Here is a 14,624-nt window from a genome sequence, read left to right on the forward strand (position 1 = left end):
ACGTGCCGGGCAGCCGACGTCAGACGATGAAGTTGCCGAATGTCGGGTTGGACTGACACAGCGGCAGACTGCCCAGGTCGATCGTGCCGAACACGGTGGCCCGGATATTGCCGGTACCGGTGTAGACCGTCTTCGAGTGGTACGGGTAGGTGCCCTCGAGCGCCGCGATGCCCGTCGCGCCGGTGTCCAGGTTGATCCAGGCGACGGTGACCTGTCCGGCGGCCGGGATCGGGGGTGCCGCCGGGAACGATTCGAACCGGATCTCACCCGGCCCGATCGGCGGCGTCTGCTCGGGCCCGGATTGCCCGGTGGCACCGGTCAACGACATCAGACTGCCCTGGTTGGCGCAGCCGATCGTCAGCGCCGGCGGGCCGAACGGGTGTGGCGGCAGTGCATGAGCCGCGGCAGGCGCGCACAGTCCGGCGACGGCGACACCCGCGAGGATCGACCCGCGGAAGGCCCATCGGTGATCGGAACGTCCATTCGTCGATACCGTCCGTCGAGTTGTCATGGGCATCCCCACTCGGGTTCGTTGGTGACAATGACGACCATCAGGGGCTCGCCATCGACGTCCTCACACGTTACCCCCGTGCCTCGCCTCGGAACACCCCGTGGACGCCGAATACTGTTGCAAATCAGACGATTTCACCTGTCGATGAGGATTGCCGAGCCCATCACTCGTTCGACGTGGATCTCGATGACCACTCGGGTGGGGTTCTCCCGCGGCTGCCGGTACCGGGCCGTGTAGCGCTCGACGCCCTCGGCGACGGACGCGGGATCCGACATCACCCGCGCGGAGCCCTCGAGCGTGAGCCACCGCCCGCCGTCGACCTGACTGACCGCGGCATAGCCCCCGCGGTCGGCGTTACGGGCCTTCTGTGACGAGTCGTTGGTGATGATCCGGGCAATCCGCTTGTCCGGGTCCCAGGTGAATCCCACGGCCACGACGTGCGGAGATCCGTCCTTGCGCAGGGTGGTCAGCGTCGCCAGATGCCGTTCGGTGAGGAACTCGCCGGCCTCGGCGGTGAGGTGCGTGGGATTCGACGGGGAGCGGGCCATGCCCCGACGGTACTCGAGCGCCGCGAATCCAGGACACTGGAGTCATGAGTGACACGGATTTCGCCCCCGGATCGGTGGTGCTGCTGGGCGGTCGCAGCGAGATCGGGCTGGAGGTCGCGCAGCGACTGGCGCCCGGGCGGGCCGTCGTCCTGGCCGCGCGCCACAGTGACGATCTGGAACAGCAACGCCGGACCCTGCTCGGTGCCGGTGCCACCGATGTCCACACCATCGAGTTCGACGCCGATCGCGTCGCGGATCACTCCGGTGTCCTGTCGGCGATCGCCGAACAGCACGGCCCCATCGGGGTCGCCGTGCTGGCGTTCGGTGTCCTGGGTGATCAGGCCCGCGCCGAGCAGGACGCCGGGCACGCGCTCGCCGTCGTCCACACCGACTACGTCGCCCAGATCAGTGTGCTCGCGCATCTCGCGAACCTGATGCGGGCCCACGGCTCGGGACAGATCGTGGTGTTCTCGTCGGTCGCCGGCATGCGGGTCCGCCGCGCCAACTACGTCTACGGTTCGGCGAAGGCCGGCCTCGACGGATTCGCCTCGGGCCTGGGGGACGCGCTGCACGGCAGCGGCGTCCATCTGCTGCTTGTGCGGCCCGGATTCGTGATCGGGCGGATGACGGAGGGCATGAAGCCTGCTCCGTTCTCGAGCACCCCGCAGCAGGTGGCCGACGCGGTCGTCCACGGCCTGCGCAAGCGCACCGAACGGGTGTGGGTGCCGGCGCTGCTGCGTCCCGTGTTCTTCGGGATGCGACTGCTGCCGCAGTTCGTCTGGCGCCGGATGCCCCGATGACCGTTGCCGTATCGACCTCGCCGGTCCTGGTGGTCGGGATCGGGGCCGACGGGTGGGAAGGACTCTCACCGCGGGCACAGGCGGCGATCGGCGGTGCCGACGTGCTGATCGGCTCGCCCCGGCAACTCGACCTCGTTCCGTACTCCGCCGCGCTGCGTGTGTCGTGGCCGTCGCCGATGCTGCCGGCGTTACCCGGCCTGTTCGACGAGCACCGCGACCACCGGGTGTGTGTGCTCGGCAGCGGGGATCCGATGTTCCACGGCATCGGTGTCACGCTGTGCCGGGTGCTGGGTCCCGAGCGGATCCGCGTGATCGCGCACCCGTCGTCGGTGTCGTTGGCGTGTGCGCGACTGGGGTGGGCGCTGCACGAGACACCCACCGTCAGCCTGGTGAATCGTCCGGTGGGCACGCTGTCGCCGGAACTGCAGACCGGCGCGCGCCTGCTGGTGCTCAGCAACGACCAACACACCCCGGCGGCTGTCGCGAAACTGCTGTGCGAGAGCGGTTTCGGTGACTCCCGACTGACCGTGCTGGAACAGCTGGGCGGGCCCGCCGAAGCAGTGGCGGACGGTACCGCCTCCGAGTGGAACCGGCCGGCGGGCGATCCACTCAACGTGATCGCGCTCGAGGTCCGCGGTGCGGGTGCGATGCGCCTGACACGGAACGCGGGTCTACCGGACGCCGCCTACCGCGGGGACGGTCAGATGACGAAGCACGAAGTGCGGGCACTCACGCTCGCTGCGCTGGCTCCCGCGCCCGGTGAACTGCTGTGGGACGTCGGCGGCGGTTCGGGGACGATCGGCATCGAGTGGATGCGCAGCGACCCCCGGTGCCGCGCGGTCGCGTTCGAGCGTGAGGACTCGCGCGTCGGACAGATCGGCGACAACGCCGTGGCCCTGGGCGTTCCTGCGCTCCGGATCCGCGGTGCGGCCCCGGCGTCGTTCGGCGAGGAGACGGCCGCGCCCGACGCCGTCTTCGTCGGCGGCGGCGTCACGCAGGACGGAATGCTCGACGCGTGCTGGGCGCGATTGCGCCCGGGTGGCCGGATGGTGGTCAACGCCGTCACCGCCGAGTCGGAGTCGCTGATTCTGCAGTGGCATTCGCGCCGCGGCGGAGAGCTCCGCAAATTCCAGGTCTATCGAGGTGAGCCGCTGGGCGGCTTCACGGCGTGGCGACCGCAGTTGCCGGTGGCCCAATGGTCGGCAACGAAGCCGGACAGCACCGAAAGGGAAACGACATGACAGTCCACTTCATCGGAGCAGGCCCGGGCGCTGCCGACCTCATCACGCTCCGCGCGTCGCGCATGATCTCGCAGAGCCCGGTGTGCCTGTACGCGGGCAGCCTGGTGCCCGCCGAACTGCTCACTCTGTGCCCCGACGACGCCGAGGTTATCGACACCGCGCGCATGAGTCTGGACGAGATCGTCGAGCAGCTCATCGCCGCCGACGCGGCCGGGCTCGATGTGGCCCGCCTGCATTCGGGGGATCCGTCGATCTACTCGGCCGTCGCCGAGCAGGTTCGACGCCTCGAGGCATCGGGCGTCGCGTACGACATCGTGCCCGGGGTGCCGGCCTTCACGGCCGCGGCCGCCGCGCTGGGACGGGAGCTCACGGTGCCCGGGGTATCGCAGTCGATCGTGCTGACCCGGGTGTCGACGCTGTCGACGGCGATGCCGCCGGGCGAGGATCTGCGCTCGCTCGGGCGCAGCGGCGCCACGATGGTGGTGCACCTGGGCGCGCACCGGATCGAGCAGATCGTCGAGGAACTGTCCGAGAACTACGGGTCCGACTGCCCGGCGGCGGTCGTCGCGTTCGCGAGCCGGTCGGACGAGATCGTGCTGCGCGGCACCCTCGCGACCCTCGCCGATCAGGTGCACGCCGCGGGAATCACGAAGACGGCAGTGGTGATCGTCGGCCGAGTGTTGGCGGCGGAGGGCTTCCCCGACAGCTACCTGTACTCGGCGTCCCGGTCACGCACCACTCACTGATGCGCAGGGTCCTCGTCCTCGGCGGCACCCGGGACGCACGCGACCTCGCGGCCCGTCTGGATGCCGATCCGGCGGTGTCGGTGACGTCGTCGCTCGCCGGGCGGGTCCGCGACCCCGTGCTGCCGGTGGGGGACGTTCGGATCGGCGGATTCGGTGGCGTCGACGGGCTCGCGGAGTGGCTGCAGGTCAACGACATCGATGCCGTCGTCGACGCGACCCACCCGTTCGCGGCGCGGATCACCGCCAACGCTGCCGACGCGACGGCGCGGGTGGACGTGCCGCTGCTGGTGCTCCGCCGACGCGAATGGGAGCCGGGTCCGGGGGATCGCTGGCACACCGTTCCCGACCTCGCCGCGGCCGCGGGGGCGGTGCCCGCACTGGGGGAGCGGGTCTTCCTGACGATCGGCCGGCAGGGCGTCGACGCATTCGCCGACGGTTCCGGCTGGTTCCTCGTCCGCGCGATCGATCCCCCCGACGTCTCGATGCCCGCGCGGTCGGAGCTTCTGCTGGATCGGGGGCCCTTCTCCGTCGACGACGAGGTCTCGCTGATGCGCCGGCATCGGATCGACGTGGTGGTGACGAAGAACAGTGGGGGAGCGCTCACGTCGGCGAAGCTCGAGGCCGCCCGCCGGCTCGACATCCCGGTCGTGATGGTGTCCCGGACACCGATCCCGGTGGGGGTGGCGTCGACGTCCGACCTCGAGGTCGCCGTCCGATGRCTCACGCAACCGCACGGACAGCGTCCGCGCATCGTCTAGCCGGCCGTCAGGCACGCCGACCGTGGTTGCGCGGCCGGGGTGTCCCTGCTCGATTCGCGAGTTGGCTACGTTCCCTGAGGTCAGACGGGTTCCATGGCCATGGGCACGATCGGGGTACCGGCAGGGTCGAACAGGTTCCGACCGCACGAGTTGCACTCGCCTTCATCAGGCTTCGGTTCCGTCCTGGACAGCTGCCACACGTTCATGCCACCGCACGGGCAGTCGATGATGTAGAGCAACTCGGTAGAAGGCCGGTCCAGGCCCCATGCCTGACTCGACGCCGTCGTGCGACGCATGACGCCGACACGGTACGTGTCGTCGCCGGACCGTAGTTCGCCCAGCGCCAACCCCGCGGGGGCCAGGGCATCGTCCACAGCGCGCAGGATCGCCGGCACGTGCGCGCCACGTTCGAGGTCGGCGCCGGCCGCTTCCATGGCAGCGGACTCGACGGCAGCGACAACGGAGCGGCCCTCCCCGAAGGCCTCCACTCGACGCGCTACGAACTGCGATATCTGTCCGGTCCGCTCCTCACCAGACCAGTCGACCGGCAGGAGCACCTCCGCCTGGATCAAGGAAGCCACCGCATCGTCCACATCGAGCGGGAACCCCCGCTCAGCCGCCGCAAGAAAGAACGCCAGATCGATCATGCCGCCAGCTTATGCACCCGCCCGACACCTACTCGAGCCGATGCACCGGAACACATCTCGTCGATCTGGATCGGGACAACTGACGTCGGGGCTCGATGCTCGTCACGAAGGGGGAGTGCCCGCTGTTCCCTCGGTCGATCCGGCGGGGGAGTGAGCGCTTCCGGTTCGTGCTCGTCGGGAGCGAGGACGTACGTTCCTGCCGAAGGCGAGTAGCCCCGCATCCGTCGCGTGGCCGCACCCGACCGCGGAGGAGTGCCTTTCGTCAACCACGAAGCGGGCGTTCGGCACTCGTCGCTACGGTGCGAAACTACGTATCGGACGGAACAACCGGGATTCCGGAATTCACCCGCGTCGGCCCCAGCCGCGAGACTCCACACCGGACTCGCCTCGGCTACCACTCGATTCAGCTCCACGAGGGCAGGGGGCGGGGTTGAATGTGCGGCGAGGGAAGGGGCATTCGAATGGATCGGGTGTGCATCGTCGGCGCGGGGCCGGCCGGACTGTCGGCGGCCAGGGCGTTTCGTCGGCTCGGTATCGAGTACGACCAGTTCGAACGGCACAGCGACGTGGGCGGGATCTGGGATCTCGACAACCCCGGGACACCGATGTACGAGTCGGCGCATTTCATCTCGTCCCGCACGATGTCGGGGTTTCACGACTTCCCGATGCCCGACTCGTTCCCGGACTACCCGGGGAACCGGGCGATCCTCGACTACACGCGCAGTTTCGCGCGGGCGTTCGGCCTGTACGAGTCGATCGGCTTCGGCACCGCCGTCGAGGACGTCACCCCGGACGGCGACGGCTGGGCGGTCCGACTGTCGACCGGTGAACGGCGCCGCTACCGCGCCGTCGTGTGCGCGACCGGTGTGACCTGGCAGCCTCGAATCCCGGCTCACCCCGGCACTTTCGACGGCGAGATCCGGCACGCGGTGACCTACCGGGGGATCGACGAGTTCCGCGGCAAGCGGGTACTTATCGTGGGTCTGGGCAACTCGGGTGCCGACATCGCCTGTGACGCGGCGGCGTCCGCGTCGGAGACGTTCGTCAGTGTCCGCCGCGGGTATCACGTGATCCCGAAACACATCTTCGGAACCCCGACCGACGTGTTCGCCGAGAAGGGGCCGCGGCTGCCGATCGCACTCGAGCGCCCGCTGCTCACCGGGGTGCTGCGCCTGATCCTGGGTGATCTGACCCGGTTGGGACTGCCGCGGCCCGACCACAAGCTCCTCGAATCGCACCCGCTGCTCAACAGCCAACTGGTGCACCACCTTCAGCACGGTGACGTCGCGATCGTCCCCGACGTCGCGCGGTTCGCCGGGCCCCGGGTGGAGTTCACCGACGGATCCAGTCGGGAGGTCGACCTGGTGCTGTACGCCACCGGCTACGACTGGACGATCCCGTACGTCCGGGAATCGTGCTTCGACTGGCATGCGGGGCGACCACGGCTCTATCTCACGGCGTTCAATCCGAAGCACCGGAATCTGTTCGGCGCCGGCTACCTGGAGACCAACTCGAGCGCATACACCCTGTTCGACCAGGTGACGAACATCCTGGCCCAGTACCTGCACGACCAGGAGCACAATCCGTCGCGTGCGGCCGTGTTCGATCGCAGGATGGCGACGGACCGGCCCGACCTGAGCGGCGGAATCTCGTTCATCGGCACCGACCGCCACAGCGCGTACGTCGATTCGCACGCCTTCCGGGACTACCTGGCCCGCGTGCGCGGCGAGTTCGGCTGGACCGATCTGACGCCCGGCATGTTCGACCGTGTCCGGGTCGCGGCATGACCCGCGCCGTGGTCACCGGGGCGGCCGGTGCGATCGGGGCGGCGATCTGCCGCGGACTGGCGGCTCGGGGATACGACGTCGTCGCGGTGGACGTCGACGCTCGAGGATTGACGGCGGTATCCGACGGCGTAGCCGGGCAGATCACGCCACACCCCTGCGATCTGACCGTCTCGTCGGACGTGCAGGCGCTGGTGGAGTCCGCGGCGGGGGAGTGCGATCTGCTCGTCCACGTGGCGGGCGTCGTCGTCACCACGCCGTTCGAGCACATCACCGCCGAGGAAGTGGACCGCGAGCTCGGCGTCAACCTGCTGGCACCGGTGCAGCTGACCCGCGCGCTGTACCCGACATTGCAGGCGTCACGCGGGCACGTCGTGGCGATCGTGTCCATCGGCGGGATGCTGTCGCTCGCGGAGACCCCGGGTTACAGCGCGTCGAAGTTCGGGCTGCGTGGGTTCCTGCTGGCGCTGGCTGCGCGGACGCGTGAGACCGGTGTCCGCGTCAGCATTGTCAACCCCGGCTCGGTCGACACCCCGATGCTGCGTCACGAGGCTGCGACCGGCGGGTCGGCACTCAACTTTCTGGGAACACCACTGCCGCCGCAGCGCATCGCCGATCGCGTGCTCGCATTGGTCGACCGTCCGCGCGTCGAGACCAATCTGCCGCGATCGGACGGCTGGATGGTGAAGACCGGCATGCTGGCCCCGGGTCCGATGCTGCGTGTGCTGCCCTGGATCGCCGGGCTCGCCCGCGGCAACCTGCGGCGCTACCAGGAGCGCCACGGAATCGAGGTGATTGTCGACTGAGCCGATGTCCGGGCCGGATCGGGTCCATACTGGTCCCGTGGATGCCGTGCAGCGGTTCCGGTGGTCGCAGATTCCGGCTGCGGCGTGGGCGTATGTGCGCCGCGCGCCCGGTACGTTCATATGGCTCGCGATTCTGTTGGTGACCACGATCGTGATGCATCAGCTTTCGCCCGAGGCATTGCATCATGTTCTCGGCAGCCGCTCGACCAATCTGCATCATCTTCGTGAGGACCCGTTCCACGTTCTCATCTCCAGTGCCTTCTGGCTCGCCGGCGGTGGATGGTTCGGGTATTTCGTGCTCTTCAATCTCTTTCACGTTCCCGTCGAACGGTGGCTGGGAACGTGGCGGTGGGTGACGGTCGCGGTGGTCGCTCATGTCGGCGCGACGTATCTCAGCGAGGGCGTCCTCTATCTGGCGATTCGGCACGGCGAGGCGCCGGAGTCGGCGGTGAACACCCTCGATGTGGGCGTCAGCTATGCGTTGGCCGGCGTCACGGCGGTGCTCGCCTACCGGATCGCGCCGCCGTGGCGGTATCTCTATGTGGTCGGTGTGCTGCTGGTCTACGGGCTGCCGTTGCTCGGCACACTGACGTTCACCGACATAGGACACTTCACCGCGGTCCTCATCGGTTTCGCGTGCTACCCGCTCACGCGGGCTCGGCCGGAAACCTGGGATCCGGAGGAGTGGGCGAGTTCGATCCGTGCACGTGTCGTAGCTCACCGGTAGCGTGCCGCCCATGACCGAACCGGTGAAGGGTCCCGCGTCCTACTTTCCGTCGATCGAGAAGAAGTACGGGAAGCCGATCAGCGAGTGGAAGGACCTCATTCGCGGCTCCGACCTGACCAAGCACATGGAACTGGTCAACTGGCTCAAGTCCGAACACGGGCTGGGCCACGGTCACGCCAATGCGCTTGTCGCACACACGCTGCAGGAGGGCGCCGGCAGCTGATGACTAGGCGCGCTGCGCGACGCAGTTGCCCGCGTAGTGAGCGGCCGGCTCGCCGTCGAGATCGCCCGCACCACCGAGGCCGTCTGACCAGGGAAGACGACACGTCCCCTTGCTCACCGATGCGGAAGCAGAACGGGCGAAACGGCGTCAGGCCGAGTCAGGCGAGCAGTGGAGCCATACGGGGGTCGGTGACCCAGCGATCGCCGAGGATGCCGTGGCCGCACCAGAGCGCGAGAGCGGGCGCGGCAGGCCCGACCAGCCTCAGCGGTGCAGCGTTCTCGAAGGCGAGAGTCAGTGACCAACCGTGCAGGTCGGGGTGGAACTCGCTGACCGAGTTGAAGTAGAAGCTGAGCCAGCCCTTCGCCGCGGTGTGGCACCACACGCGGTGGTTGGTGATGAGGAACCGACTCTGCTGGTGCTCCCGCCACATGAGCGTGCTGTTGCGTTGGGCGGCATGCTTGGCCCGRCTATTGGCGATCATGCTGCCCGCGATACTGCCGACGACGAAAGCCGGGCTACCGATCGCGAACGACGAGGTCCGGCGGTAGGTGCCGTCACCGGCCCAGAACCGCGAATACTCGGCAGTCCCTTCGACAATGGCCTGTTCTCCGCGGCCCATCACGAGGCCGTGAACAGCCAACGCCGGTGGCGGTGATCCGGCCCGGACCTGTCGCCCGCACTCGACGGCGTATGTCCACCACTGATTGCCCTGCTCTGCGTGTGCGGCCTTCTGCTGCGCGAGCCCCCGCGCCTTACTCCCCATGCGGCCGAAGCTAGCAAAGACGACCGACCCGCCAACGGCCAGATCGCTCACGACCCCACCGCGCCGTAGCGTTTGGCGTTGCCCCGAGCTTGCCGCCCGATCACCTCAGATGGTCGATCCCAACTGGCGGCCACTACCGAACCTACCCACGATCACCGAGCCTGCAACCCGCGCAAACTGGGCTCTGAACTGCACGTGTTCTGGTTTCTGGCGGGATTGCCCAGGTCCCTGGGGAGTGATGGGACCTGCCGCCGCGGCCCTACTGCACGATGAACCGGTGCCCGCCGAGCCGGCGCCAGATCGACCGTACGGTGGTCGGCCAGAGCACTCCCACGACGGCATAGACGAGAACCACTAGCCCGCCCGCGAGAAGGCCCATCGAGATCGTCGCCGCGATCGCAATGGCACAGAACGTGATCAGGATCGTCTCGCTCCTCGCACGGGTGCGGAACCAGTCTTTCACTGCCGACTCGCTGGTGAAGTTCGATAGGCCGGCGATGCGATGCGATGCGATGAGGATGGTGGTCGAAACGAACATGGTGTCCTCCTGTGGTTGTAGTCGCGACGATGATCGGACACGGGCTCTCCACCCTCCGGATCTCGCGGGCCTCGGACACGCGAGGGGCGTGTTATCAATGCTGGTCAACACGTGTTTCTCGCGGCACGAGGATGGGGAAACGTGCCGGGTGGGCGTGTGACGTCGGCCGGCACGGTAGGAAGAAGGCATGGCGACGAGATACGAGTGCGACGGGTGCGGGGTGGCGGCGTGCGACCTACCGGACGGCGTGGACCCGGACGAGGTGTTCCTGGAGGTGCCGGAGGGCCGGGTGCTGTGTCAGGGCTGCGTGATGGCCGTCGAGCAGGGCTCGGGGACCGGGAGCGCGCCGGTGCGGGGCGATCTGCCGCCGTATCACGATTGGGAGGGTGACCCGCTCGTTGTCGGGGAGCGCCCGAAGACGGCCGCGGACTATTGGCGCGACGCGCAGGCCGGAGCGCCGGCCGAGCGGGACTCGGCGCCGGCGGGGGGGAATCCTCGGGTTCTCGTCCGAGCCTTTCGTCCAAGAGTATCGACCCGAGCAGTGGAAGCTCAGGGGACATGTCATCACCGCAGGTAAACGCCGAAATTAGGCGCTAGAGGGGAGGTCTCGATGGGTGGCGATCAGCCAGTGAGCCCGCAGGAGTCCTGGTACTGGCACCACATCCGCATGTCGATCGCCGACCTGATGGTCGACCGCGACCAGACCGTCGACCCATCTGATGCCTACACCTGGATCGAGGACAAGTCGATTCGCCAAGCACTCGATACGCTCCGCCGAGGCAACAGCGGAGAGTGGCCGGCCCCAGTAGACGTCGCCAAAGCGGCGATTGCCGTCGAGTACCCACCCCCGACGCCGTACGAGTGGGTCATCGCGGCCAACGCATAGCGGTGAGTGGGCTACGCGCTGATGGCCGCATCGAGTGAGTGATGATCGGTCATCCCACCGCGATAGCCTGTGCGGCGGGAAATCACGACAACTTCGAGATAGGGGCTTCGATGGCTGGTCCGTTCGGGCACAGGGTGAGCAGTGATGGACAGTTCCTCGACCTCGAGGAGTTCGTCAAGACGATCGACAATCCCGGCGATGTCTACGGGATGGTGGAAGAGATGTCGGGGATGATCTGGCATCTGGCCAACCGGGTCGCTCAGGTGACCGGTGAAGATTTCGCCGCGATCGTCGAGGGCGCGCGGAAGCAGTTCGAGGACGGCTTCGAGTGAGCCCCGGTCGTTGGGGTCGCTTCGACACGGAGGTCGACGACTGACGTCACTACGCGCGCCTGGCGCCGCAAGTGATGGCCAGGGCACTGCACCGGTACTGGGTGCGGGGCCTTTTGCAAAACACCGCTTGACACTGACCGAGGGCCGGGGCGCGGTCTTCTGTTGTGAGTAGCCGCGCGCCGTGACCCCTCTGTCTCCACAGCCCCTGCATCCTTTCCGGTGTGGGGGCTATCTTGTGCCGTGACCTGGACGGATGGCCCGTCCCGTGCGGGTTCAGGGGCCGCCGGGGGTGGGCGGGGAATCCCGGCTACGATATGAAAATCGATAGGAAACTTACCGGCCGGTAATGTGGCTGGTGTATCTGGAGGGGAATTCTTGATGTCTCGTATTCGCATGATCGCTGCTGCTCTGATTCCTGCTGCTGCGGCGGCAGGGCTGATGGTCGGTGCGGCCGGCACCGCGTCGGCCGCTTACCTGCGCTCGGGGGAGGGCTATCAGGGGATCTCGTTCGACCCGAACGAGACTCGGATTCTGCGTGATTTGGGCGCGGGCAACGCGATCGACGCTGTCGTGCCCCGGGGCCAGGTCGCCATCTACCTCGGTGACGGGTCGATCTACGACACGCATCCGACGTTGGTGTTCGCCAGTACTCAGCAGTTGATCGACGAGGCTGTCGCTCGTGGGGGATACATCCAGTTCGACGTGAACGATCCCGCGATCTGGGGCGACCGCTTCGACTTCTACCAGGAGTGGTGATCTGCTGATCTGAGCTGTTCGCTGCCCCTGCACCCAGTCTGGGTGTGGGGGCAGTTTTGGTGGGAAAGGCGGGTGAGTTGTGGGGGTAGTGATGGCCGTCGCAGTGATTGCTGCGTTCGTCGTGGACAGAATCATCCGGGACTGCTGCACGATCAGGTGACAGATTGACCTGCCCTACTACTTGGTTTCCAGTCTCGGTGATGAGTCTCAGGCGGGGATGGGGTTCTTCTCGGAGAGTAGTTCGTGTTCGATCGGGGTGCGGTAATCGAGTGAGGAATGCCGTCGTTGACGGCCCAAAGAAGATCTCGATCTAGTCGAAGATCGCGTTCGCGAGCTCGAGACGGGTCTTCCACTTCTTGCGGTTKAGCAACTCGATCTGCATCGACGACCAGAACGATTCCATCAYCGCGTTGTCCAGGCCGTCACCGACACTTCCGAAGGACGGCATGAGGCCGGCAGAGCGGATCTTGTCGCCGAAAGCCCATGAGGTGAACTGGACTCCGTGATCGGCATGCACGATGCCGCCAGGCTCCGGACGTCTGTTCCGGATGGCCATGTCGAGCGCGTTGATGACGAGTGTGGAGTCCTGCCGCGAATCGATTGACCAACCGATGATCCGCCTGCTGAAGGCATCCATCACCGCGGCGCAGAACACCCTCCCCTCCCGTGTTGGGTGCTCGGTGGGGGTACCTCCCTGCACGAAGTGCTTGGGGGAATATCGGTGACCCACAACTCATTTGGATGCAGACGGTGAAACTTGCGGTTGACCAGGTCGCCGGCAGTGACGACCCGCGTAGTCGTTTGACGCRCACCGGCCCTGGAAGTCCGTAGATTCCGGCGTGGGTCATCAGCACCGAGATCAGCCGTGAGCTGCACGCGATGCCCATCGCCATGGTCAGCTCGGCGTGAATGCGCCGGTAGCCGTAAGTGCCGCGGGAGGCGACGTGGATCTCCCGGATCAACCCGGTCAGCCACTGGCGACGCAGCTGCGTCGCCGACGTCGGTCGTCGCTTGTATCGGTAGTAGCCCTGCCGGGACACCCCGAGCACTCTGCAATACACGTCGATGGGGGTCCCGGCGTCGGCCAATCGGTCGATCACCGGGTGGATCCTTTTGGGTGAGGTTTGTCCTCGCCCAGGAACTTCGACGCCTGCCGGATGATCGTTAACTCGGTTTCGAGCTCCCGGATTCGCTTGCGCGCAGCCCGCAACTCTGCAGATTCCGCAGTGGTGTTGCCAGGGATCTCACCGCGATCGATGCGGTCCTGCTTGAGCCACGTGTGCAGACATCCGGCGCTGATGCCCAGTTCGTAGGCGGTTTGCTTGACCTGTTTGCCGGATCGGACCAACGCGATGGCACGGGCACGAAACTCGGGAGGATAGGGGCGAGGCACGGTCGGAGCCTTTCAGCAAGGCCCTCGACTAATCACCGGATTTGGAAACCTACCCGTAGGGCAGGTCAAGATGTCACCTATCCGTGCAGCAGTCCCAACTGACTCCATGTCGCCGGGGCTGGATCTTGCGCGTGTGGATCTGGGGGACGCGCTCGCAGCCCTGTCCGACGCGGGGTTCACCGGTGTCGAGCGGGAGGGATCACGGTCCGCCCCGTCGAGCATGCTGCGGCGGCGCTGTTGTTCGACCCGATCTGACGCAGGAGGGACCGGCCCGTCGATAGCGGGCCGGTCCCGTTTGTCAGTGTCGTTGATCGTGTTCGTGCGGTGCATATCGGCCCCTGCGCCTGTTTCGGGCATGGGGGCCTTTCAACGTCCTGACCAGGTAATATGACACGTCCCACCGAGTGTCTGTAGGGGGCAGTCGTGATTGGACTACTACCGGATCTGTACTACGTGAATCCGCTGGAATCGGGTGTGTGGCCGGGGATTCTCGAGTGGAATCTCTTCGTCAACTGGTGGAACCCGCTCTGAGGAGTGATGGTGCGGGTCGGCGGCTGCTTCGTATTGGAGGTGTCGGTGCGATGGACTTTCCGCCGATCTGGTGGCTCTTGCCCTACGGGTTCATCCCTGACGACGTGTGGGTCGGGATCCTGTACAACGCCCCGTGCTGGTTGGGTGGGTACTGCCCGTAAATGAGCTAGCGTCGCTCGTTTCTTCGGTGGCACCTGAGGCGACAGCGAGGGGCCGGGGTTGCTGCAGACGCGGGAGGTGTTGCCTTGTGTATCCACGTGACTGGCTAGGTCAGGGTTGGATGTGGACCTTTCCTGGAGGTCGTCGTGATCGATTTCGTTCGCCTGTCGGTTGCCTGTGCTGCGATTGTGGCGGGTTCGGTCCTGGTGCCGACGGCTGTCGCCTCCGCTGCGGTCACCGTTCCGTTCCAGATCAACCCGGCGCCGTTCGGAAACCCGAACAGCAGTTTCGACGCTCCCCGGGTCCGATGCGAGGCCGTGGTCGGCGAGCAGCCTGGGACGGTGACGATCACCGGCCCGACGGAAGGCGGTCGCGAGGTGACTGGCGAGCCTGGAGCTGGTCACTGCCAAATCCTGGGCGACGTGCACTGGCTGAACCTGTCGAGCGGAGCTGCCGGCTCCGCCCGGATGTCGGT

Annotated in this window: 18 protein-coding genes and 1 pseudogene; 13 read left to right on the plus strand and 6 right to left on the minus strand. The window is 66.9% G+C overall.

Translation table 11 applies throughout. The features are described from left to right. Positions 1–19 precede the first annotated feature (19 nt). A complete protein-coding gene (locus tag AB4Z09_RS07685) occupies positions 20–511 on the minus strand; it encodes a hypothetical protein (protein WP_254622924.1) in 492 nt (163 codons plus the stop codon). Between the two features lie 134 nt (positions 512–645). Further along, a complete protein-coding gene (locus tag AB4Z09_RS07690) occupies positions 646–1,059 on the minus strand; it encodes a PPOX class F420-dependent oxidoreductase (protein ID WP_174910146.1) in 414 nt (137 codons plus the stop codon). Positions 1,060–1,103: 44 nt separating this feature from the next. Between AB4Z09_RS07690 and AB4Z09_RS07695 the strand changes: the two genes are divergently transcribed. From AB4Z09_RS07695 to AB4Z09_RS07710, 4 genes are read left to right on the plus strand one after another with little or no spacing between them, the layout of a single operon-like run. Then, positions 1,104–1,859, plus strand: a complete 756-nt coding sequence (locus tag AB4Z09_RS07695; RefSeq protein WP_442239464.1) for an SDR family NAD(P)-dependent oxidoreductase — start codon at positions 1,104–1,106, stop codon at positions 1,857–1,859. Continuing rightward, complete coding sequence (gene cbiE / locus AB4Z09_RS07700) at positions 1,856–3,100, plus strand: precorrin-6y C5,15-methyltransferase (decarboxylating) subunit CbiE (RefSeq protein WP_442239465.1); 1,245 nt, start codon at positions 1,856–1,858, stop codon at positions 3,098–3,100. Before AB4Z09_RS07695 ends, cbiE begins: the two co-directional genes overlap by 4 nt. Further along, a complete protein-coding gene (cobM, locus tag AB4Z09_RS07705; RefSeq protein WP_442239466.1) occupies positions 3,097–3,846 on the plus strand; it encodes a precorrin-4 C(11)-methyltransferase in 750 nt (249 codons plus the stop codon). The genes cbiE and cobM overlap by 4 nt, the downstream gene beginning before the upstream one ends. Beyond that, positions 3,846–4,604, plus strand: a complete 759-nt coding sequence (locus tag AB4Z09_RS07710) for a cobalt-precorrin-6A reductase (protein ID WP_442239467.1) — start codon at positions 3,846–3,848, stop codon at positions 4,602–4,604. Before cobM ends, AB4Z09_RS07710 begins: the two co-directional genes overlap by 1 nt. An 80-nt stretch (positions 4,605–4,684) precedes the next feature. Here the strand turns inward: AB4Z09_RS07710 and AB4Z09_RS07715 are convergent, their stop codons facing one another. Beyond that, a complete protein-coding gene (locus AB4Z09_RS07715) occupies positions 4,685–5,251 on the minus strand; it encodes a DUF6630 family protein (protein ID WP_442239468.1) in 567 nt (188 codons plus the stop codon). 461 nt (positions 5,252–5,712) lie between these two features. Between AB4Z09_RS07715 and AB4Z09_RS07720 the strand changes: the two genes are divergently transcribed. From AB4Z09_RS07720 to AB4Z09_RS07735, 4 genes are read left to right on the plus strand one after another with little or no spacing between them, the layout of a single operon-like run. Further along, positions 5,713–7,038 (plus strand): flavin-containing monooxygenase, encoded by a 1,326-nt coding sequence (locus AB4Z09_RS07720; protein ID WP_442239469.1) that lies wholly within the window; start codon positions 5,713–5,715, stop codon positions 7,036–7,038. Then, on the plus strand, positions 7,035–7,841 hold the full coding sequence (locus AB4Z09_RS07725) for an SDR family NAD(P)-dependent oxidoreductase (RefSeq protein WP_442239470.1): 807 nt from the start codon (positions 7,035–7,037) through the stop codon (positions 7,839–7,841). The genes AB4Z09_RS07720 and AB4Z09_RS07725 overlap by 4 nt, the downstream gene beginning before the upstream one ends. Positions 7,842–7,878: 37 nt before the next feature. Next, positions 7,879–8,568: a rhomboid-like protein gene (locus AB4Z09_RS07730; protein WP_442239471.1), complete on the plus strand. Its 690-nt coding sequence runs from the start codon at positions 7,879–7,881 to the stop codon at positions 8,566–8,568. Positions 8,569–8,578: 10 nt separating this feature from the next. Then, entirely contained in the window at positions 8,579–8,791 is a 213-nt protein-coding gene (locus tag AB4Z09_RS07735; RefSeq protein ID WP_174910161.1) for a DUF4287 domain-containing protein, read from the plus strand. Positions 8,792–8,948: 157 nt separating this feature from the next. Here AB4Z09_RS07735 and AB4Z09_RS07740 read toward each other — a convergent pair whose 3' ends face one another. Next, on the minus strand, positions 8,949–9,554 hold the full coding sequence (locus AB4Z09_RS07740) for a hypothetical protein (protein WP_174910163.1): 606 nt from the start codon (positions 9,552–9,554) through the stop codon (positions 8,949–8,951). A gap of 259 nt (positions 9,555–9,813) precedes the next feature. After that, positions 9,814–10,092: a hypothetical protein gene (locus AB4Z09_RS07745; protein ID WP_174910165.1), complete on the minus strand. Its 279-nt coding sequence runs from the start codon at positions 10,090–10,092 to the stop codon at positions 9,814–9,816. A gap of 187 nt (positions 10,093–10,279) precedes the next feature. Here AB4Z09_RS07745 and AB4Z09_RS07750 point away from each other — a divergent pair, with 187 nt between their 5' ends. From AB4Z09_RS07750 to AB4Z09_RS07765, 4 genes are all read left to right on the plus strand, one after another. Further along, positions 10,280–10,669 carry a hypothetical protein gene (locus tag AB4Z09_RS07750; RefSeq protein WP_442239472.1) on the plus strand — a complete coding sequence of 130 codons (390 nt, stop codon included), beginning with the start codon at positions 10,280–10,282 and terminating at the stop codon, positions 10,667–10,669. Positions 10,670–10,702: 33 nt separating this feature from the next. After that, complete coding sequence (locus AB4Z09_RS07755) at positions 10,703–10,978, plus strand: hypothetical protein (RefSeq protein ID WP_174910167.1); 276 nt, start codon at positions 10,703–10,705, stop codon at positions 10,976–10,978. 110 nt (positions 10,979–11,088) lie between these two features. Next, entirely contained in the window at positions 11,089–11,310 is a 222-nt protein-coding gene (locus AB4Z09_RS07760; RefSeq protein WP_174910169.1) for a hypothetical protein, read from the plus strand. A 378-nt stretch (positions 11,311–11,688) separates the two neighbouring features. After that, positions 11,689–12,066 (plus strand): hypothetical protein, encoded by a 378-nt coding sequence (locus AB4Z09_RS07765; protein ID WP_217487200.1) that lies wholly within the window; start codon positions 11,689–11,691, stop codon positions 12,064–12,066. Between the two features lie 207 nt (positions 12,067–12,273). On the opposite strand, the pseudogene AB4Z09_RS07770 reads toward AB4Z09_RS07765, so the two are convergent. Then, positions 12,274–13,459: pseudogene (locus AB4Z09_RS07770) on the minus strand (IS3 family transposase). An 839-nt stretch (positions 13,460–14,298) separates the two neighbouring features. Here AB4Z09_RS07770 and AB4Z09_RS07775 point away from each other — a divergent pair. Beyond that, a partial coding sequence (locus AB4Z09_RS07775; RefSeq protein ID WP_442239473.1) for a hypothetical protein occupies positions 14,299–14,624 on the plus strand: 326 nt, incomplete at its 3' end.

The organism is Rhodococcus sp. TAF43 (assembly GCF_052113525.1).
Taxonomy (GTDB): domain Bacteria; phylum Actinomycetota; class Actinomycetes; order Mycobacteriales; family Mycobacteriaceae; genus Prescottella.